The organism is Streptomyces sp. NPDC001513 (assembly GCF_042894695.1).
In the GTDB taxonomy this organism is placed as follows: domain Bacteria; phylum Actinomycetota; class Actinomycetes; order Streptomycetales; family Streptomycetaceae; genus Streptomyces.
Window position 1 is genome coordinate 21,032 of the sequence record NZ_JBIAVU010000008.1, and the last position, 19,858, is coordinate 40,889.

Below are 19,858 nucleotides of genomic sequence, written 5' to 3' on the forward strand. Positions count from 1 at the left end.
GGGATTTCGCCCTGGGGGCACCCCCCGGCGGTAGCCGGGGGAGAAAGGGGAAGTGCGCACGTGATGGCCACCGCGACGGAGCCGCAGACCGGCGCGCCCGCACCCGCCCGTGGCGGGGTGACGCCGCATCCGAAGTCGAGCCCCGGCCGCTTCGGTCCGTTTCGACTGCAACAACTCGTACTGCTCCAGGTCGCGGCGGCCGCGCTGCTCGTGGCCTGGGTGGTCGAACCGATGCTGCTGGTTCCGGTCGGCGTACTGGCGCTCGTGCTGGTGGTGCTCGCGGTCGTACGCCGCCACCAGCGCTCCCTGCCGGAGTGGATCGGCAGCGCGCTCGCCCTGCGGGCGCGCCGCGGCCGTGCCGCTTCCCTCGTCGTGCCCGCGGGCACCGAGCCCGGGCTGGCCCCGCTGGTCGAGGCCGATCCGGCGCTGCGCACGCTGACGTTCAGCGACCGCGAGCGGCGTCCGGTCGGGATGATCGGCGACGGGACCTTCCTGACCGCGGTCGTCCAGGTGGACACGGACGCCACCGCGCTGCGGCCCGACCGGGCGGCGCGGCCGCTGCCGCTCGGCCTCGTACGGGACATCCTCGAAGTCGACGGCATCCGGCTGGAGTCCGCCCAGCTGGTGCAGCACACCCAGCCGGCGCCGGCCCCGCACCTGCCCGCCCAGTCGATGGCCACCCGCAACTACGCGCCGCTGCAGGCCCGGACCGGGACCCCGGCGGTGCGGCTGACGTGGATCGCCCTCAAGCTCGACCCGGAGCTGTGCCCCGAGGCCGTCGCCGCGCGCGGCGGCGGGCTGGCGGGGGCGCAGCGGTGCGTGGTGCGCGCGGCCGACCAGTTGGCGAGCCGGCTGGCCGGGGCCGGGTTCACGGCCACCGTGCTGACCGAGCAGGAGCTGACGGCGGCGCTGGCCACGTCCTCGTGCGCGAACCCGATGGCGATCACCCAGGCCGGGCGGTCGGCCAGCACCGGGCGGCGCACCGAGGAGACCCCGCGGACCTGGCGCTGTGACGACCGGCGCCACACGACGTACTGGATAGGCCGCTGGCCGCAGCTGGGCGGTGCCGGAGCGGCGGCGCTGCCGCAGTTCGTGGCGCTGCTGACCTCGCTGCCCGCGCTCGCCACGAACTTCAGCCTGACGATGGCCCCGGCCGAGCGACAGGGCGTGACCCTGACCGGACACGTACGGGTGACCGGCCGCAGCGACGAGGAACTCGTCGTCGCGCGCAGGGAGTTGGAGAGGACGGCGCGGGGCGTGAAGGCCGGGCTGGTCCGGCTCGACCGGGAACAGGTGCCGGGGCTGCTGGCTTCGCTGCCGCTGGGAGGGGCGCGATGAGGGGCGGTTTCGGGCTGGTCGGCCCGCGACGGGAACGGCACGTGGTGCCCTCGGCGGACCTGGACGCGCTGGCGCTGCCCGTCGGGGACGACGGGGTCGTCATCGGCGTGGACGCCGAAGGGCGGCCGGCGGTGCTCGGCATCAACCGGCCGACGCCGTACGAGGTGACGCTGATCGGCGGCCTGTGGACGGCTCAGGTGCTGGCGCTGCGCGCGGCGGCCACGGGCGCGCGGGTGGCGGTGGAGACCGGGCGCGGCCAGGTGTGGTCCGGGCTGGCCCAGGCGGCGGGCGGCGGGCAGCAGTGCGTGACCCTGCACGAGGTGGGCCGGGTCCCGCCGCAGGGTGCCTCAGCCGGCAGCCCGGTGCTGGTGGTCCGCGACTGCGGGATGCGGCCGCCGCGCGGGCGCGTGGTGGCCGGGCCGTGGCAGTCGGTGCTGACCCTGCTGCCCTATCTGAGCCCGACGGCACCGCGGTTGCTCCAGCAGTCCTCGCTGGTGGGCGTGCAGCGGGTGTCCCCGGACGAGGCGGAGCAGATCGGCCGCCTGATGCAGCTGCCGCGGCAGGCGGTGGCCTCCCTGCCGACGCTGGGCGACGGGGTGACGCTGTGGTGCACGCCACGGGACCGGCAGTTCGTGATGACCCAGGGGACGGAAGCGGAGACGGGCCTGCTCGGCGGAGCCCGGCGCATCGACTGATCGCGGCCCCCTGAGGGGGGCGGACAGTGGTGTCGGGGCGCGATTAGGCTGGGTGCGGGCGCGGCGAGGTGGACGCCGGACCGGTGTTCGACAGACCAGGAGGACCAGTGAGCGGCGATCGGAACGAGAGGCGCGGCGGGACGTGGGACGTCCCGACGGACGATCAGTCCGATGCGGAGCCCGAACTGACGGGCGAGTTCACCATCGACTACACCCCGCCGGCCTGGTACACGCAGGGCGCGGCCCCGGCAGCGCAGGTGCCGGGGCTCCCCGAGGGCAGCGGCTTCGAGCCGCACCGCCCTGCGGACGTGGAGTCTCCCTCGACGATGCGGATCGCTCCGCCGGCGCCTCGGACCCCGTCCGACGGTGCGGGCGTGCCCGTCCCGTTCCCGGCGCCCGCGCCGGCCGAGACCCCTCTTCCGGCTCCGACCCCGACCCCGTTCGAGGCCTCCGCCCCGGTCCCGCTCGACGCCGTCCCGCCGTACCCGGCGCCGACCCCTGCTCCGGCCCCGGCCCCGGCTCCCGCCCCGATCGAGGCGCCGTTTCCGGCACTGCCTCCGCTCGAGGCTCCGGCCCCGGCACCGGTGGCCGCCGAGGCTCCGGCTCCGGCCCCGGTCGACGCCTTCCCGCCGTACCCGGCCCCGACTCCGATCGAGGCGGCGGCTCCGGCCGACCCGCTTCCGGCGTACCCGGCTCCGGTGCCCCCGTACCCGAACCCGGCCCCGGTCGAGGCTCCGGCTCCGGCTCCCGCCGAGAACGGCCTGCCCGCGCTCGACGCCCCGGCTCCCGCCGCGCCGTTCGGCCCTCCCGCCGATGCGGCGTCGCCGTACGCTGCTCCCGCCCTGGACCCGGCGCCGATCGAGGCTCCGGCCCCGTTCGAGGACGCCCGGCCCGCGCTCGACGCCCCGGCGCCGTACGCGGCTCCCGCCCTGGACCCGGCACCGGCACCGGCACCGGCACCGGCACCGGTCGAGGCTCCGGCTCCGGCCGAAGACGTTCGGCCGGCACCCGACGCGCCCGCGCCGTACGCGGCCCCGGCGGCCCAGGCTTCGTCCGGAGGCTGGGCCGGTCCGCAGGACACCCCCGCCGACGGGGTGCCCGTGCTTCCTCCCGTCGAGCAGCCGCCTGCGCCCGCACCGGCTCCGGCGCAGGCCGGCGGGGAGACCCCGTTCGGGGCACCCGTCGGCGAACTGCCGTCGCTGCCGCCCGCGTTCGCGACGCAGGACGCCTATCCGTTCCAGCCGCCGGCACCTGCCCCGCAGCAGCAGCCTCAGCCGCCGCAGCCGCAGCAATACGACCCCCGTGCCGCCGGGCAGTGGCCCGTGGGACCCGGCCAGCAGCAGCAACAGCCGCCCCAGTCGCAGCCCCAGCCGCACGACCCGCGGTACTCGGCTGGCCCGACCGGCGGCGGGGCGCCGCTCGGCTACACCGCCGCGGTCGAGCTGTCCTCGGACCGCCTGCTGCGCAACAAGCAGAAGCCCAAGAACAACAACAACGTCGGCGGCCGCTTCCGCTTCGGCGGCAAGGCGGCCGAAGCGGAGCGCCAGCGCAAGCTGGAGCTGATCCGCACCCCGGTCATGTCCTGCTACCGCATCGCCGTCATCAGCCTCAAGGGCGGCGTCGGCAAGACCACGACCACCACCGCACTGGGCTCCACCCTCGCCACCGAGCGCCAGGACAAGATCCTGGCCATCGACGCGAACCCCGACGCCGGTACCCTCGGCCGCCGCGTGCGCCGCGAGACCGGTGCCACCATCCGCGACCTGGTCCAGGCGATCCCGTACCTGAACTCGTACATGGACATCCGCCGGTTCACCTCGCAGGCGCCCTCCGGTCTGGAGATCATCGCCAACGACGTGGACCCGGCCGTCTCCACGACCTTCAACGACGAGGACTACCGCCGCGTCATAGAGACGCTGGGCCGCCAGTACCCGATCATCCTCACCGACTCGGGCACCGGCCTCCTCTACTCCGCCATGCGCGGGGTCCTGGACCTGGCCGATCAGCTGATCATCATCTCGACCCCGTCGGTGGACGGCGCCAGCAGCGCGAGCACCACACTCGACTGGCTCTCCGCGCACGGGTACGCGGACCTCGTCTCCCGCTCCCTCACCGTCATCTCGGGGGTCCGCGAGACGGCCAAGATGATCAAGATCGAGGACATCGTGCAGCACTTCGAGACCCGCTGCCGCGGTGTCGTCGTGGTGCCGTTCGACGAACACCTCGCGGCCGGCGCCGAGGTCGATCTCGACATGATGCGGCCCAAGACGCGCGAGGCGTACTTCAACCTCTCCGCGCTCGTGGCCGAGGACTTCCTGCGGGCCCAGCAGCAGGCCCCGCAGGGCCACTGGGGGGCACCGCAGCAGCCCCAGCAGTCCCAGCACCCCCATCCCCAGCAGCCGCCGCAGCCGCAGCCCCACCAGCAGCCGCAGCCGTACGGACAGCCCCAGGGCCAGCCCCCGTACCAGCAGCCCCCGCAGCAGCCGCAGCCCTACGGCCAGCCCTACCCGCAGCCCGGCCAGCCCTGGCAGCAGCCCCCGGCCCCGCAGCAGCAGCCGCCGCAGCCCCAGCAGCCCCCGCGCGACCCGCGCCTCGGCTGAGCGGCGGCACGACGAAGGGCCCGTACCACCCCGGGGGTGGTACGGGCCCTTCCGTTTCGTCCGTCAGCGCTTCAGGTCGTACGTGTCCGTCAGCACCCGCGCCCGCTTCACGTCGTCCGCGATCGCCTCCAGCAGCCCGTCCAGCGACTCGAACCTCGCCATCCCCCGCACGTACGCGAGGAAGTCGACGGCCACGTGCTTCCCGTACAGGTCCAGCCCGACCCTGTCGATCGCGTACGCCTCCACGGTCCGCTCGGTGGCGTCGAACTGCACGTTCGTCCCCACCGAGATCGCCGCCGGCATCCGCTCGCCGTCCGCCGTCAGCCAGCCCGCGTAGACCCCGTCCGCCGGGATCGCGGTGTGCGGCGCCGTCTCCACGTTCGCCGTCGGGTAGCCGAGCTCGCGCCCGCGCTGCGCACCGCGCACCACCACGCCCTCGACCCGGTGCGGGCGTCCGAGGATCTCGGCCGCGCCGTCCATGTCGCCCTCGGAGACCAGCCGGCGGGCCAGCGTCGAGGAGAACGGCACGCCGCCGCCGGCCGTGCCCCGCTCGACCAGGTCCACGACATCGACCTCGTAGTCGTACGTGGCGCCCAGCTCGCGCAGGAAGTCGACGTTCCCGGCGGCCCGGTGGCCGAAGCGGAAGTTCGGGCCCTCGATGACGGACCGCGCGTGCAGCTTGTCGACGAGCACCTTCACGATGAAGTCGGCCGGGGACAGCTGCGAGAACTCCGCCGTGAACGGCAGGATCAGCAGCGCGTCCACGCCCAGCCCGGCCATCAGCTCGGCGCGCCGGTCGTAGGGGGCCAGGATCGGCGGGTGGCTGCCGGGGCGGACGACCTCGCTCGGGTGCGGGTCGAAGGTGACCACGACGGACGGGACACCGAGCGCACTCGCCGTGGACACGGCCCGTCCGATGATCAGCTGATGTCCCCGGTGCACGCCGTCGTAGGAGCCGATGGTGACGACGCTGCGTCCCCAGTCCTGGGGGATGTCCTCCAAGCCACGCCAGCGCTGCACTGTGACCGCTCCTCGCCCGAACCCGGTTGGTCCTTGAACTGATTGCCGATTGCAGGTCTAAGACTGCCATGCCGGTGGCCGGTGCCCCGCATCGGCGTCGGGGTGGGCTCCGCTGCCGCGGCATATCGTCACGTCACGTCCGGCGCCGCCCTGCTGAGGGTCTCCACCGTCCGCCGTGCGCTCGGCCCCAGCAGGGCGGCGGCCTCCGCGCGCGCCTCCGCCAGCCAGCGGGCGACCAGCGCCCCGAAGGCCGGTTCGGCCCGGGCCAGCTCCACCGTCCGCCGCTCGAAGACCGCCGGCCCGCCGGGGGCCCGCAGCAGCTGCCTTCCGGTGCGCCGCAGCAGCTCCCGCGTACGGGCCTCCGGGCGCCCGGAGGTCCCGGCCGCGAGCCCCGCGAGGAACGCGCCGAGGACCTGCGGATCGGCCTCCTCGCGCAGCAGTACGCCGGCCAGCTCGCCCCGCAGCGGGTACGAGCACTCCCCTCCCGGCGCGGCCAGCACCGCGGCGAGCTCCGCCCTGACCGCCACCGGGGCGTTCCGCAGCAGGTCCAGGACCAGCGGGCGCAGCACGGGATCTGCGGCCGCGCCCTGTTCGAGCCGCCGGTCCACGAAGACGGCGGCGTGCGGTGCGTCCCCGGGCCGCCGCGCGAGGTGTTCCCGTACGAGGTCGGCCGCGCGGCGGGCCAGCCCCGGCGTGGTCAGCGCGGCCAGGGCGCGCACCACCTCCCCGTCGGCCCGGGCCCGCAGGGTGGCGAACACCGCGTCCGGGTCGGGCAGTACGGGCAGGGCCGCGACCAGCGCCGCCGCGGGCAGCCGGGAGCCGTGCTCGGGGTCGCGGAAGCAGGCGAGGGCCTCGGGCAGGTAGCGGCCGCGCACCTGCGGGTCGCGCAGCAGCACGGCGAGGGCGCTGCCGTGCAGGGTGGCGTCCGCGGGCCGGGCCAGCAGTGCCTGGGCGGCGTAGCGCAGCAGGTCGCGGTCGGCGGGGGTGCGCACGTGCGGGGCGGTGGCGAGCCCGTAGGCGGCGGCCGCGACCCGTCGCCCGGGCCGTTCGTCGTGCGCCCACCGGTCCACGGCCCGGGACATCGCGGACGGCTCCTCCTCGGCGAGTACGGCCAGCAGCTCGTCGGCGCGGGGGTGCGCGGCCGTGACGAGCGCCTCGGTGAGGTCGTCCACGGCGAGGCGGCGGTGGGTGTGCAGCAGGGCCTGCGCGGCGGTGGCGACGGTGGCCCCGGGGCGGCCGCGCAGCCGGCGGCCGTCGGCGAACCAGGCGCAGAGCAGCGGCTGGGCGCGCCGCGGGTCCCGGGCGAGGCGGCGGGCCGCGGCGTCGAGGTAGCGGTCGCCGGGGACCGCCTCGGCGGGGTCGGCGGGCAGCAGGCGGCGCAGCAGGTCGAGGCGGTCGGGCTCGGGCAGCCGGAGCCGGTTCCAGAACCAGCCGCCGAACTCCCCCGGGCCGGCGCGGGCCACGTGCTCGGCGAGGGCGTGCAGGACGGGCAGGTGGGGGTGCGCGTCGGGGGCCCGGAGCAGGCTCTCGCGCAGCAGCCGGGTGGCCCACCAGACGCGGTCCGGGTCGGCCTGCGCCGGTTCCTCGGCGAAGCCGTTCAGGGCGTGCACCAGCCGGGTGAGCTCGTGGCGCAGCCGGTCCGGGGCGAGTCTGCGCAGGGCCTCCAGGACGGGGCCGATGCGGTGCCGGGGCACGGGCAGGCCGGGCCCGGCGGGGCCGTGCGCGAGGTGGCCGAGGGCCGTCGGGACGTCCAGGTGGCCGGCCTGGATCCAGTCGGACAGCTCCTCGTGGGCGAAGCGGTAGCCGGACCCGGCGGGCACCAGCAGGCCCTCGGTGAGCACGGCGGAGGCCCAGCCGGTGCGCCAGGGGAACAGCTCCTCGAAGGAAGCCCGGTCCAGCTGCCCCTGCCCGGGCCCCAGGCAGCGGCGCGCGGCCTCGTGGACGCTGCCGGCCATGCGGGCCGCGAGCCGGCGGATGCCGGGGCCGTGCGCCCTGGCTCCGCCGGCATCGGCATCGGCATCGGTGTCGGCGCGGGCCGCGGCGGTGCGGAGGGCTGCGCGCAGGCACAGCAGGTCCAGGTGGGCGGCGAAGACCTCGTCCCTGTCGGGGCGGCCGGCGGTGACTCCGGCGGCGCGGATGCCGGCCAGCAGGGTGAGGGTGAGCGGGTGGCGGGCGTGCGCGGAGGGGGCGTCGGCCTCGGCGGCGGGGAGGCCGAGCCGGGCGCGGGCGGTCTCGGCCTCGGCGGGGGTGAGGTCGCCGATCGCCAGCGCGGGCGGCAGGTGGTGGGCCGGGCGGGCGGGGCGGGGCGGGATGTGCAGGGCGTCGGGCGGGTAGAGGGCGCCGGCGCGCTCCCAGTACTCGGGCCGGGTGGCGATCACGAGGCGGGCGCCGGTGCCGCGCAGCCAGGCGGTGGTGGCCTCGGTCCAGGGCCCGAGGCGGTGGGCGAGCTCCGGCGGCATCTCCTCGGGGGCGTCGAGCACCACGAGCAGGGGCCTGCCGGCGCGGGCGACTACGTGGGCCAGGTGCGATGCCGGGTCGGTTTCGGCGGGGCCCGCTGTGGTGGGGGCGGGTTCGGCGGGGCCGGGCGGTGTGGGGGCGGTTCCGGTGGGGCCGGGCGCGCGCCGGGACGTCTCCTCGGAGGCCGAACGTGGCGAGGGGTCGAACAGCGGAGGCTTGTTGCGTTCGGCGCCCTGCGGGGATAGCCCCGACACACACCCGTCCTCACCGGAACCGCCCCGGGTGGTGGAGAGCCCGGCCTCGTCGCAGTCCAGTTCCTCCGGATACCCGAACCCGACGGAACCACCCTGGGGGTCGGAGCCCTTCGGTGATCGGCCCGGCGTGCTCCCCGCGGTGGCTTTGCTCAGGGCTCGGGTGAGGGCGTCGGAGAGGGAGGTGTCGGTGGGGTGGAGGTCCGCGCCGCGGAGCCAGAGGGTGGGGGCGGGACGGGGGGCTCGGGCTCGGGCTGCGGCCAGGGCCGCGAGTGCGGTGGTGCGGCCCGTGCCGGGGTCTCCGACCAGGCCGAGGACCGGCCTGTCGCCCTCCGTGAATTCCGTCAGTGCCGAGGTGATCCCCGGGCGTTCCACCGGATGCGGGGAGAGCGGTTCCAGGGTGGTTGCCGTGAGTTCCAGGGCCCCGGCGAGGTTCAGGTCGGGGCCGTGGCCCGGCACGGTGGCGGCGTTGCGCTCCAGCAGGGCGGCCAGGGGGCCGGCGGGGTCGGCGGCGGCGGCCGTGCGCAGGGCCACCGCGCGGGGGGCCGAGCGGTGTTCCGTCGGGAGGGCGGTGCCCAGGACCGCGAGCACCGCTCCGGTCGCGGCGTCGAGGACCGGGGCCCCGCAGGCCTCCCCGCCGAGCAGCAGCGCGTCCCGGCCGTCCGTGCCGATCGCCAGCTCCACCGCCGGGTACGCGGCCTCCGCGCCGCCCAGCACCCGCGCCTGCCGCCAGCCGCGCGCGGGCAGCCGTACGTAGGTTCCCGGATCGATCGCCCCGCGCTGCGCCACCGGCAGCGGCCGCACCCCGAGTCCGTCCGTGCGGATGAGGGCCAGTGCCAGGCCGGGCAGCGCGGTCACGTCGGCCGCCTCGGCCAGCCAGGTCCGTCCGGGGCCGTGCAGGAGCACCCGGGTCAGTCCGGCGACGGCCTCGTGGCTGGTGACCACCGTGCCGCGGTCGTCGGCGACGAATCCACTGCCGCGCACCCGCCCGGCGGGATCGCTGATCTTGACGAGCTCCGCCATGGCCTCACCACTCCCCCGCAACGCCCCGTGGTCACGACGGTAGGCAGGTGAAGATCAGCACGAAAAGCACGTGAGGCGAACGCGCCCCCTTACGCTCCCTCCATTCACTCCGAGCGCCTGCTCGGACGGGTGAATACGGGGGTCCGGGTGGATAGAGACCTACCCGAGGGGGGTCGTGGAGCGGTGAGCAGCAGTCCATGTGCGCTCACCGCTCCACGTCAAAGGATCAGACGAAGACCGCGAGGGACTTCGCCTTCCCGTTCTTGCTCTCGACGAGGCCGAGCAGCTGCCCCTGCGGTCCGAAGACCGCGACGGTGCGGCCGGCCTCGTACTCCTCCGGCATGTCGATCCGCACGCCGTTGGCGAGCAGCGAGGCCCGCCGGGCGTCCAGGTCCCAGCGCGGGAAGGCCGCCGCGGCCGCCTCGCCGATGGGCATGACGGTCAGCTCCTCCTGGAGCTGGTCCAGGGTCCGCGCCCGGTCGAGCTTGTACGGACCCACCCGGGTGCGCCGCAGCGCGGTCAGGTGCCCGCCGACGCCGAGGTCGGCGCCCAGGTCGCGGGCGAGGGCGCGGATGTACGTACCGCTGGAGCAGACGACGGAGACGACGAGGTCGACGACCTTGGTGCCGTCCTCGGCCTCCGCCTCCCGCATGTCGTACACCTGGAAGGAGGAGACGGTCACCGGACGGGCCGGGATCTCGAAGTCCTCGCCGTCCCGGGCGCGCTTGTAGGAGCGCACGCCCTTGATCTTGATGGCGCTGACCTTGGACGGGACCTGCATGATCTCGCCGGACAGCTTGGCGATGCCCGCGTCCACGGCGTCCCGGGTGACCCCGGTGGCGTGCGTGGAGGAGGTGATCTCGCCTTCGGCGTCGTCCGTCAGGGTGTTCTGGCCCAGCCGGATCGTGCCGAGGTACTCCTTCTCCGTGAGCGCGAGGTGGCCGAGGAGCTTGGTGGCCTTCTCCACGCCCAGGACCAGCACGCCCGTCGCCATCGGGTCGAGCGTGCCGGCGTGGCCGACGCGGCGGGTCCTGGCGATCCCGCGCATCTTGGCGACCACGTCGTGCGAAGTGAAGCCGGACGGCTTGTCGACGATGACAAGGCCGTCCGGAGTCTTCCCTGCGTTGGTGCTCATTCCGCGGCTGCGTCCTCGTCGTCCTCGTCGCCCGGCTTCTTGTACGGGTCGGCGTCGCCGGCGTACTTCGCGCCGGAGGAGACCTCGCGCACCTGGGCGTCGGAGGTGCGCGCCTTCTCGAGGAGGTCCTCGATGGTCTTCGCGTTCTCCGGGAGGGCGTCCGCGACGAAGGTCAGGGTGGGCGTGAACTTGGTGCCCGCCGCCCGTCCGACCGCGGAGCGCAGGACGCCCTTGGCGCTCTCCAGGCCCGCTGCCGCGCTGGCGCGGTCCTCGTCGTCTCCGTAGACCGTGTAGAAGACCGTGGCCTCCCGCAGGTCGCCGGTGACCCTGGTGTCCGTGATGGTCACGTGCGTACCGAGGCGGGGGTCCTTGACACCACGCTGCAGCTTCTCCGCCACCACCTCCCGGATGAGGTCCGCCAGCTTCTTCGCCCGCGCATTGTCGGCCACTGGTCCGTCTCCTTCTTATGTCTTGCTGTCAGTCTTCATCACCGTGGAGGCGCCGTCGTACGGACAGCAGCTCCACTTCCGGACGTGCCGCGACCAGCCGCTCGCAGCGGTCCAGTACATCCGAGAGGAACCCCGCGTCCCCACTCACCAGAGCGACCCCTATACGGGCCCTGCGGTGCAGGTCCTGGTCGCCCACTTCAGCCGCGCTCACGGAGAACTTGCGTTGGAGCTCGGCCACGATGGGCCGGACGACGGAGCGTTTCTCCTTCAGCGAGTGAACGTCGCCGAGGAGCAGATCGAAGGACAGAGTCCCCACGTACATGCAGTTCCGGATATCCCGCCGGTGCGGGTTCGGTGGCCTGCCGGCCGTCGCTCGGCAGGGTCACCAGAACCGTACACGCAACGGCCGGGGCCGATCGACGGATATTCCGCCGACCGGCCCCGGTGTTACGAGTTACGACACGGTGCGAACCGCCTCGCGCTTACGCGCGGGGCTTCTCGCGCATCTCGTACGTCGCGATGACGTCGTCGATCTTGATGTCGTTGTAGCTGCCGAGGTTGATACCGCCCTCGAAGCCTTCGCGAATCTCGGTGACGTCGTCCTTGAAGCGGCGCAGACCGGAGATGTTGAGGTTCTCGGCGATGACCTTGCCATCGCGCAGGAGCCGCGCCTTGGTGTTGCGCTTGACCTCGCCGGACCGGATGAGGACACCGGCGATGTTGCCCAGCTTGGACGAGCGGAAGATCTCGCGGACCTCCGCCGTACCGAGCTCGACCTCTTCGTACTCCGGCTTGAGGAGACCCTTCAGGGCCGCCTCGATCTCCTCGATGGCCTGGTAGATCACCGAGTAGTAGCGAACGTCGACGCCCTCGCGGTCCGCCATCTGCGCGGCACGGCCGGCCGCACGGACGTTGTAACCGATGACGATGGCGTCGGAGCCCATCGCCAGCGAGATGTCGGACTCGGTGACCGCACCCACACCGCGGTGCAGGACCCGGATGTCGACCTCTTCACCGACGTCGAGCTGGAGCAGCGAGGACTCGAGAGCCTCGACCGCACCGGACGCGTCGCCCTTGATGATGAGGTTGAGTTCCTGGACCAGACCGGCCTTGAGCACGGAGTCGAGGTCCTCGAGGGACACGCGACGGACGCGCTTGGCGAAGTTGGCGTTGCGCTCACGCGCAGCACGCTTCTCGGCGATCTGACGGGCCGTACGGTCCTCGTCGACGACGAGGAAGTTGTCGCCGGCGCCGGGGACGTTGGTGAGACCCAGGACCAGGACGGGGGTCGACGGACCCGCTTCCTCGACGTTGTTGCCCTTGTCGTCGAGCATGGCGCGCACTCGGCCGTAGGCGTCGCCCACGACCATCGTGTCGCCGACGCGGAGGGTACCGCGCTGGACGAGGACGGTGGCGACGGCACCGCGGCCGCGGTCGAGGTGGGACTCGATCGCAATACCCTGAGCGTCCTGCTCCGGGTTGGCGCGGAGGTCGAGCGAGGCGTCGGCGGTGAGGACGACGGCCTCGAGCAGGGAGTCGATGTGCAGACCCTGCTTGGCGGAGATGTCGACGAACATCGTGTCGCCGCCGTACTCCTCGGCGACCAGACCGAACTCGGTGAGCTGACCGCGCACCTTGACCGGGTCGGCACCCTCGACGTCGATCTTGTTGACCGCGACGACGATCGGGACGCCGGCGGCCTTGGCGTGGTTGAGCGCCTCGATCGTCTGCGGCATGACGCCGTCGTTGGCCGCGACCACGAGGATCGCGATGTCGGTCGACTTGGCACCACGGGCACGCATGGCGGTGAACGCCTCGTGACCCGGGGTGTCGATGAAGGTGATCTTGCGCTCTTCACCGTTGACCTCGGTACCGACCTGGTACGCACCGATGTGCTGCGTGATGCCGCCGGCCTCGCCCGCAACGACGTTCGTCTTGCGGATGGCGTCGAGCAGTCGGGTCTTACCGTGGTCGACGTGACCCATGACGGTCACGACCGGCGGACGCGGCATGAGGTATTCCTCGCCGCCCTCGTCCTCGCCGAACTCGATGTCGAAGCCCTCGAGGAGCTCGCGGTCCTCTTCCTCCGGGCTGACGATCTGGACGACGTAGTTCATCTCGCCGGCCAGCATCTCGAGCGTCTCGTCGGAGACGGACTGCGTGGCAGTGACCATCTCGCCGAGGTTCATCATCACGGCGACGAGCGACGCCGGGTTGGCGTTGATCTTCTCCGCGAAGTCGGTGAGGGACGCACCGCGCGACAGGCGAACGGTCTCGCCGCCACCGCGGGGCAGCATCACGCCGCCGACGGACGGGGCCTGCATGGCCTCGTACTCCTGGCGCCTCTGACGCTTGGACTTGCGACCACGACGGGCCGGACCACCGGGACGGCCGAAGGCACCCTGCGTGCCACCACGGGCACCGGGACCGCCGGGACGACCACCGAAGCCGGGACGACCGCCGCCACCGGCACCGGCCGGACCGCCACCGAAGCCGCCGCCACCGGGACGGGGACCGCCGAAGCCGCCACCGCCGCCGGGACGCGAGCCCGGACCGGCCGGACGGCCGGCGAAGCCGCCGCCCGCGGGACGACCAGCGCCGCCACCGGGACGGGCGCCGCCCGCACCGGGACCACGGCCACCGGGGCCGCCACCGGGACGGGGACCGGGACCACCGGCAGCGGGACGCTGCGGCATCATGCCCGGGTTCGGACGGTTGCCACCGGGGGCACCACCCGGACGCGGGGCGCCGGCCTGCGGACGCGGCATGCCGCCCGGGGTCGGACGGGCGCCGCCGGCACCCTGCGGACGCGGGGCGCCGCCGGGGCCGCCCTGCGGGCGGGGAGCACCCTGGCCGCCACCGGCGCCGGGGGCACCGGGACGGGGAGCGCCGGCCGGACGGGGCGCCTGCGGGCGCGCCATGCCGGTGGAGCCACCAGAGGTGAAGGGGTTGTTGCCCGGACGGGGACCGGCCGGACGGGCGCCCTGGGGGCGCGGGGCCGAGGAACCGGGGGCACCGGCGGGCCGCTGGCCCTGGCCACCGGGGGTGGAGCCGGCCGGACGCGGGGCGCCGGGACGGGCGCCGGCCTGGCCACCCTGTGCCGGACGCTGCTGCGCCGGACGGGGACCGGGGGCCGCGGCGGCGGGACGCTCGGTGCGCGCCGGGGCGGCCGGAGCCGCCGGAGGCGCGGAGAACTCGGTCGCCACGGGCGCCGCCGGAGCGGGCTTCGGGGCGGCCGGAGCCTTCGGACCGGGACGCGGGCCGGAGGCGGCCGGAGTCACCGGGGCGGGCGCTGCGGCGGCCGGAGCCTCCGCGACGACCGGCTTGGGGGCCGGGGCGCCGGGCTTCGGCGCACCGGGACGTGCAACGGCGCCCGGGGTCGGGGCCCCGGGCTTGGCGGGCGCCGCCTTGCGGGGCGCACCAGGCTTGGCAGCGGACTTGCCGGCGTTGCCGCCGGGCCCCTGCAGTGCATCGGTCAACTTGCGCACAACCGGCGCCTCGATCGTCGAGGACGCCGAACGGACGAACTCACCGAGTTCCTGGAGCTTGGCCATGACGACCTTGCTCTCAACTCCGAACTCCTTGGCGAGTTCGTATACCCGGACCTTAGCCACTTCGCTCCTTTTAGGTCCGGGTTACGCCGGACCGTTGCTACTTCATGGGCGTACTCATCGCGTACTCATCGAGTGCTCATCGCAATCTCGACCTACTTCCAACTCGCGAGGTACCTGACCGCACGGGGTATCCGTGCCGTTCTACGTCTTACGGTGTGGCCCCGGCCTCGTCGACCAGGGCTTTGCGCAGTTCCGCCGTGTCGAGTGCTCCGGCGGACCGAAGGGCCCGGGGAAACGCTCGGCGGCGGACCGCCTGGTCGAGGCAGACCACGGCGGGGTGCACGTAGGCACCCCGGCCGGGCAGCGTACCGCGAGGATCGGGGACGCATTCGTCCTCGATCGCCACGATCCGCAGCAGATCGCTCTTGGCCGCTCGCTCCCGACACCCCACACAGGTGCGTTCGGGGCATGCGCGGGCTTGCGTCCGGCCAGACACGCCTAAGTCTACCTCCCCGCACCGACCTCTCTCCCGACAAGTGACGGGCGAAAAATCGAACGGCTGTTGTGTTGTCTTGATCCGCCGCCTTGGCAGCGGCCGTACGGCACCGCCTCGGCGGCAGCCGTACGCCCTGTCTACCGTCCGGGTAGCCCCGGCCGGTACCGGTTTATTCCCCGCCCCGGTCCCGGTCGGCGTCCGGGGACACCTCGGTGTCGGGACGGATGTCGATGCGCCAGCCGGTGAGCCGCGCGGCGAGGCGGGCGTTCTGGCCCTCCTTGCCGATGGCCAGCGACAGCTGGTAGTCCGGCACGGTCACCCGGGCGGACCGGGTGTCCCAGTCGACGACCTCGACCTTGCTCACCCGGGCGGGTGACAGCGCGTTCGCGACCATCTCCGCCGGGTCGTCCGACCAGTCGACGATGTCGATCTTCTCGCCGTGCAGCTCGGCCATGACGTTGCGCACGCGGCTGCCCATCGGGCCGATGCAGGCGCCCTTGGGGTTCAGGCCCGAGCGGGTGGACCGTACGGCGATCTTGGTGCGGTGACCTGCCTCACGTGCGATCGCCGAGATCTCGACGCTGCCGTCGGCGATCTCCGGGACCTCCAGCGAGAAGAGCTTCTTCACCAGGTTGGGGTGGGTGCGGGAAAGGGTCACGGACGGACCGCGGACACCCTTCGCCACCCGCACGACGTACGCCTTCAGGCGCAGACCGTGCGTGTACTCCTCACCGGGGACCTGCTCCTGCACGGGCAGGATGGCCTCCAGCTTGCCGATGTCGACGAGGACGTTCTTCGGGTCCTTGCCCTGCTGCACCACGCCGGTGATGACGTCGCCCTCACGGCCGGCGAACTCGCCGAAGGTCAGGTCGTCCTCGGCGTCGCGCAGACGCTGCAGGATCACCTGCTTGGCGGTCGTCGCGGCGATCCGGCCGAAGTCCGACGGGGTGTCGTCGAACTCCTTGGGCTCCTGGCCCTCTTCGAGGTCCCTCGGGTCTTCCGTCGCCCACACGATCACGTGACCGTTGGTGCGGTCCAGCACGACGCGTGCGCGGCGGAAGCTCCCCTCGGTCCGGTGGTACGCGATGAGGAGGGCCGACTCGATCGCCTCGACGAGCAGGTCGAAGGAGATCTCCTTCTCCCGGACCAGACCCCGCAGGGCACTCATGTCGATGTCCATGGCTACGCCTCCTCTTCCTTCTTGTCCTTGCGGTTGAACTCGATCTCGACACGCGCCTTGGCGATGTCGGTGAAAGCAATGCGGCGGGCGGTCGCCTTGCGGCCCTTCACGCCCGGGACTTCGAGGTCCAGTCCCTCGTCGTCGACGTCGAGGATGCGGGCGACCAGTTCCCCGGCGCCCTTGTCTCCCTTGTCGCCCTCGGCGGACAGCTGGAACTTCACGAGGCGGCCGATGGCCCGCACGTAGTGACGGTGCTCGGTCAGCGGACGGTCGGCGCCCGGCGAGCTCACTTCGAGGACGTACTCGTCCTCACCCATCACATCGGTTTCGTCGAGCTTGTCGGAGACCTCGCGACTCAGCTCCGCACACGCGTCCAGCTCCACGCCCTCGTCGGAGTCCACGATGATCCGCAGCATCCGGCGCTTGCCCGCCCGCGACATCTCGATCTCTTCGAGGTCCAGGCCCTTGGCGGCGACGAGCGGCTCCAGCAGTCCGCGCAGCCTGTCGCTCTGGGTGGTGCTCATCCGGGTGACTCCTCGGCCGCGTGTGCTGTTGTGATTTCCGTCGTGTGTCAGGTCAAAGGGTATCCGGTGTCGGAGGGTGTTGCCGTCCGCCCTGTGGACGGGGCCCCGGGTACCGTGATCACACCCTGCCCCGCCATCACCCCCGAGGACGTCGCCGTGCCCTGGACTCTGCCTTCGAGACCCTCGCGCCGGAGCCTGCTCGCCGGAGCCGCCGGCGTGGCCGGAGCCGCGCTGCTGACGGGGTGCTCCGACGACCGCCCGGCCGGCGGCGAGAGCGGGATTCCACTCGAACGGCGGATGCGGGAGGCGGCCGTTCGTGACAGTGCGCGCCTGCTGGAACGTTACGACGCCACGGCCGCCGCCCATCCGGCCCTGGCCGCCCGGCTGGCGCCGCTGCGCGCCGCCGTCGCCGCGCACTCCGCGGCCCTGGCCCTGCCCCCCGCGGGCTCGCGGTCGCCGTCCGCCTCCCCCACGGGCGGTACGGGGGCCGCCGCGCCCTCGGCGGGCGGCGAGCCGGTGCCCCCGAAGCCCGCGGAAGCCCTGACCGCCCTCGCGGACGCCGAGCGGAGCCTGTCGGAGGCCCGCACCATCGATCTCGCCGGGGCCCCGGGCGAGCTGGCCCGGATGCTGGCCTCGGTGGCCGCCTGCGGCGCCGTCCACGCGTACCTGCTGACCTCGACCCCCGGAGCCACGTCGTGAAGCCCGAACCCCCCGCCGCCGGCCGGGCCCTGGAGGCCGCCCAGGCCGCACTCGCCGCCGAGCACGCGGCCGCCTACGGCTACGGAGTGATCGGCGCCCGCAGCACCGGCGCCCGCGCGAACGAGGCCCGGGAGTCGTACGGCGCCCACCTCGCGCGCCGTGACGCGCTCGCCCGGACCGTACGGGAACTGGGCGGTGCGCCCCGGCCCGCGGAGGCGGCGTACGCGCTGCCGTTCGAAGTGCGCGGCCAGGCCGACGCCGAGCGGCTGGCCGCGGTGATCGAGGACCGGGTGGCGGGCGCGTACTCCGATCTGGTGCGCGCGGCGGAGGGTCCGCTGCGCCGCGAGGCGGCCGACGCGCTGAGCGCCGCGGCCGTGCGCGCGGCACGCTGGCGCGGTGTCGGCGTAGCCTTCCCTGGGCTCGCGGAACGCGCTGACGAGGCGCAACGGGCCCAGCACAGCTGAAAGGGACCACGCACGCATGGCTTTCGAACCGCCGCAGCGGCTTGTACGGGCGCTCGGCGAGATGCCGGAAACGGCGCAGGACGAGGACTGGCTGGGGCAGTTGCCCCGACTCACCGAGGCCGCGCTCTCCCGGCGCGGCGTAAGCGCCCAGCGGGTCCAGGCACCCGGCGGCCGCAGCAGCCTGGTGGTCCTCGTCACGTACGCGGACGGGACCCCGGCCGCGCTGAAGCTGGCGCCGCCGCACGCCCGGCCCGACCGGGAACTGGCCGCGCTGGCCCACTGGGGCGGTTTCGGCGCCGTACGGATCCTCGACACCCGGCATCACGACGACGACGGGGCGCTGCTGCTGGAGCGGCTGCACCCGGAGGTGTCGCTGCGGTCGCTGCCGGAGGCGAAGGCGCTGCTGGAGGCCAGCGGCACCCTGCGCAGGCTGTGGGTGGCCCCGCCGGCCGGGCACGTCTGGGAGACGGTGGCGGAGCGCACGGGGCAGCAGGCGGCGGCGCTGCGTGCGGCCCCGGCGGAGGTGCGGGCCCTGGCCGACGCGGCTCTGGCGATGCGCGGGGAACTGGTCGCGGCCCCGCCGGAGGAGCTGCTGCTGCACGGGAACTTCCGGCAGGGCAAGGTCCTCGCGGGCGAACGGGCGCCGTGGCTGACGGTGGGCCCCGACCCGCTGGTCGGCGAGCGGGCGTACGACCTGGCGCGGCTGGTCCGGGACCGGCTGGAGGACCAGGTGGCCTCGTCGGCGGGGGCCGCGGGAGCCCGGCGCCGGGTGAACAAGCTGGCCGACGCCCTGGAGGTGGACCGGGACCGGCTGCGCGGCTGGACGCTGTTCCGGGCGGTCGAGTCGGGGAACCGGGCCCTGGCCGCCGGACGGCGCCGGGACGCGGAACTCCTGCTGGAGTTCGCGGCCTGGCTGTAGGGCATACCGTAGGTAGGAAGGTATGTCCGGCAGGGGGCCGTCATGGTCGAAGAACTGCTGACAGCGGCGATCGCCGCGGGTGTGGGCGTCGCTGTCTACGTGGGCGCCGCGGCCCGGGTGGTGAAGCAGTACGAGCGGGGCCTGGTCTTTCGCTTGGGGAAGCTGCGCGAGGAGATACGGCCGCCCGGCTTCGCGATGGTCGTTCCGGTCATCGACCGGCTCCACAAGGTGAACATGCAGATCGTGACGCTGCCGGTGCCCGCGCAGGAGGGCATCACCCGGGACAACGTCACCGTGCGGGTGGACGCGGTCGTGTACTTCAAGGTCGTCGACCCGGCGAACGCGATCGTGGCGGTGGAGGACTACCGGTTCGCGGTCTCGCAGATGGCGCAGACCTCGCTCAGGTCGATCATCGGAAAGTCGGACCTGGACGATCTGCTGTCCAACCGGGAGATGCTGAACCAGGGTCTGGAACTGATGATCGACAGCCCGGCGGTGGGCTGGGGCGTGCAGATCGACCGGGTCGAGATCAAGGACGTCTCGCTGCCGGAGACGATGAAGCGGTCGATGGCCCGGCAGGCCGAGGCGGATCGCGAGCGGCGGGCGCGCGTGATCAACGCGGATGCGGAGCTGCAGGCCTCGCACAAGCTGGCCGAGGCGGCGGAGGTCATGTCGGAGCAGCCGGCGGCGCTGCAGTTGCGTCTGCTGCACACGATCGTGGCGGTCGCCGCCGAGAAGAACTCCACGCTGGTGCTGCCGTTCCCGGTGGAGCTGCTGCGCTTCCTCGAGCGCTCGGCGCCTCCGCCTGCGGCGGGCCCCGCGCGGGTTGCACCGGCCCCGGCCGGCCCGGCTTCCGAAGGCCCCGGGCCGGCCGAGGTCGCCGACGCGCCGGCCGAAGCCCCGCCCAAGCTCGACACCCCGGAGCCCGGCCTGATGCTGGACGCACCGCCGCCGGAGCATGAGCCTGAGGGGCCGCGCAACTAAGCCGCTGCGCGGAGCCGGTCCTCAAACGCCGGACAGGCTGGATGATGCCGGCGTCGGCCACATCCAGCCT

General features: G+C 73.9%; 16 protein-coding genes. 7 read left to right on the forward strand and 9 right to left on the reverse strand.

From position 1 onward, the window contains the following. Window positions 1-63: 63 nt before the first annotated feature. From eccE to ACFYZ4_RS18710, 3 genes are all read left to right on the forward strand, one after another. The gene (eccE, locus tag ACFYZ4_RS18700; RefSeq protein ID WP_351288765.1) at window positions 64-1,338 is read left to right on the forward strand and encodes a type VII secretion protein EccE; all 1,275 of its coding nucleotides are present in this window, start codon (window positions 64-66) and stop codon (window positions 1,336-1,338) included. Beyond that, window positions 1,335-2,033 (forward strand): hypothetical protein, encoded by a 699-nt coding sequence (locus ACFYZ4_RS18705; protein ID WP_351288767.1) that lies wholly within the window; start codon window positions 1,335-1,337, stop codon window positions 2,031-2,033. The genes eccE and ACFYZ4_RS18705 overlap by 4 nt, the downstream gene beginning before the upstream one ends. 107 nt (window positions 2,034-2,140) lie before the next feature. After that, entirely contained in the window at window positions 2,141-4,633 is a 2,493-nt protein-coding gene (locus tag ACFYZ4_RS18710) for an SCO5717 family growth-regulating ATPase (protein ID WP_390784383.1), read from the forward strand. Window positions 4,634-4,696: 63 nt separating this feature from the next. Here the strand turns inward: ACFYZ4_RS18710 and ACFYZ4_RS18715 are convergent, their stop codons facing one another. The 9 genes from ACFYZ4_RS18715 to rimP form a co-directional block, all read right to left on the reverse strand. Further along, the gene (locus ACFYZ4_RS18715) at window positions 4,697-5,653 is read right to left on the reverse strand and encodes a bifunctional riboflavin kinase/FAD synthetase (protein ID WP_390784384.1); all 957 of its coding nucleotides are present in this window, start codon (window positions 5,651-5,653) and stop codon (window positions 4,697-4,699) included. Between the two features lie 128 nt (window positions 5,654-5,781). Then, the gene (locus ACFYZ4_RS18720) at window positions 5,782-9,384 is read right to left on the reverse strand and encodes a serine protease (protein ID WP_390784385.1); all 3,603 of its coding nucleotides are present in this window, start codon (window positions 9,382-9,384) and stop codon (window positions 5,782-5,784) included. A 226-nt stretch (window positions 9,385-9,610) separates the two neighbouring features. Next, window positions 9,611-10,519, reverse strand: a complete 909-nt coding sequence (gene truB / locus ACFYZ4_RS18725; protein ID WP_390784386.1) for a tRNA pseudouridine(55) synthase TruB — start codon at window positions 10,517-10,519, stop codon at window positions 9,611-9,613. Then, window positions 10,516-10,968 carry a 30S ribosome-binding factor RbfA gene (gene rbfA / locus ACFYZ4_RS18730; protein WP_281211222.1) on the reverse strand — a complete coding sequence of 151 codons (453 nt, stop codon included), beginning with the start codon at window positions 10,966-10,968 and terminating at the stop codon, window positions 10,516-10,518. Before rbfA ends, truB begins: the two co-directional genes overlap by 4 nt. A 28-nt stretch (window positions 10,969-10,996) precedes the next feature. Beyond that, window positions 10,997-11,290: a DUF503 domain-containing protein gene (locus ACFYZ4_RS18735; RefSeq protein ID WP_030651158.1), complete on the reverse strand. Its 294-nt coding sequence runs from the start codon at window positions 11,288-11,290 to the stop codon at window positions 10,997-10,999. 160 nt (window positions 11,291-11,450) lie between these two features. Next, the gene (gene infB / locus ACFYZ4_RS18740; protein ID WP_351288778.1) at window positions 11,451-14,582 is read right to left on the reverse strand and encodes a translation initiation factor IF-2; all 3,132 of its coding nucleotides are present in this window, start codon (window positions 14,580-14,582) and stop codon (window positions 11,451-11,453) included. A 148-nt stretch (window positions 14,583-14,730) separates the two neighbouring features. Beyond that, window positions 14,731-15,018 (reverse strand): YlxR family protein, encoded by a 288-nt coding sequence (locus ACFYZ4_RS18745; protein WP_351288780.1) that lies wholly within the window; start codon window positions 15,016-15,018, stop codon window positions 14,731-14,733. A 169-nt stretch (window positions 15,019-15,187) separates the two neighbouring features. Then, window positions 15,188-16,198, reverse strand: coding sequence for a transcription termination factor NusA (nusA, locus tag ACFYZ4_RS18750; RefSeq protein WP_351288782.1), 1,011 nt, complete (start codon window positions 16,196-16,198; stop codon window positions 15,188-15,190). 2 nt (window positions 16,199-16,200) lie between these two features. Continuing rightward, window positions 16,201-16,722 carry a ribosome maturation factor RimP gene (gene rimP, locus ACFYZ4_RS18755; RefSeq protein ID WP_351288784.1) on the reverse strand — a complete coding sequence of 174 codons (522 nt, stop codon included), beginning with the start codon at window positions 16,720-16,722 and terminating at the stop codon, window positions 16,201-16,203. A gap of 156 nt (window positions 16,723-16,878) precedes the next feature. On the opposite strand from rimP, the gene ACFYZ4_RS18760 reads away from it, so the two are divergent. Genes ACFYZ4_RS18760 through ACFYZ4_RS18775 form a run of 4 tightly spaced genes read left to right on the forward strand, consistent with a single transcriptional unit; the run spans window position 16,879 to window position 19,788 of the window. Then, window positions 16,879-17,421: a hypothetical protein gene (locus tag ACFYZ4_RS18760; RefSeq protein WP_351288786.1), complete on the forward strand. Its 543-nt coding sequence runs from the start codon at window positions 16,879-16,881 to the stop codon at window positions 17,419-17,421. After that, window positions 17,418-17,885 (forward strand): ferritin-like domain-containing protein, encoded by a 468-nt coding sequence (locus ACFYZ4_RS18765; RefSeq protein ID WP_351288788.1) that lies wholly within the window; start codon window positions 17,418-17,420, stop codon window positions 17,883-17,885. The genes ACFYZ4_RS18760 and ACFYZ4_RS18765 overlap by 4 nt, the downstream gene beginning before the upstream one ends. A 16-nt stretch (window positions 17,886-17,901) precedes the next feature. Next, window positions 17,902-18,804, forward strand: coding sequence for an aminoglycoside phosphotransferase family protein (locus ACFYZ4_RS18770; protein ID WP_390784387.1), 903 nt, complete (start codon window positions 17,902-17,904; stop codon window positions 18,802-18,804). 42 nt (window positions 18,805-18,846) lie between these two features. Beyond that, window positions 18,847-19,788: a slipin family protein gene (locus ACFYZ4_RS18775; RefSeq protein WP_351288792.1), complete on the forward strand. Its 942-nt coding sequence runs from the start codon at window positions 18,847-18,849 to the stop codon at window positions 19,786-19,788. Window positions 19,789-19,858: the final 70 nt, after the last annotated feature.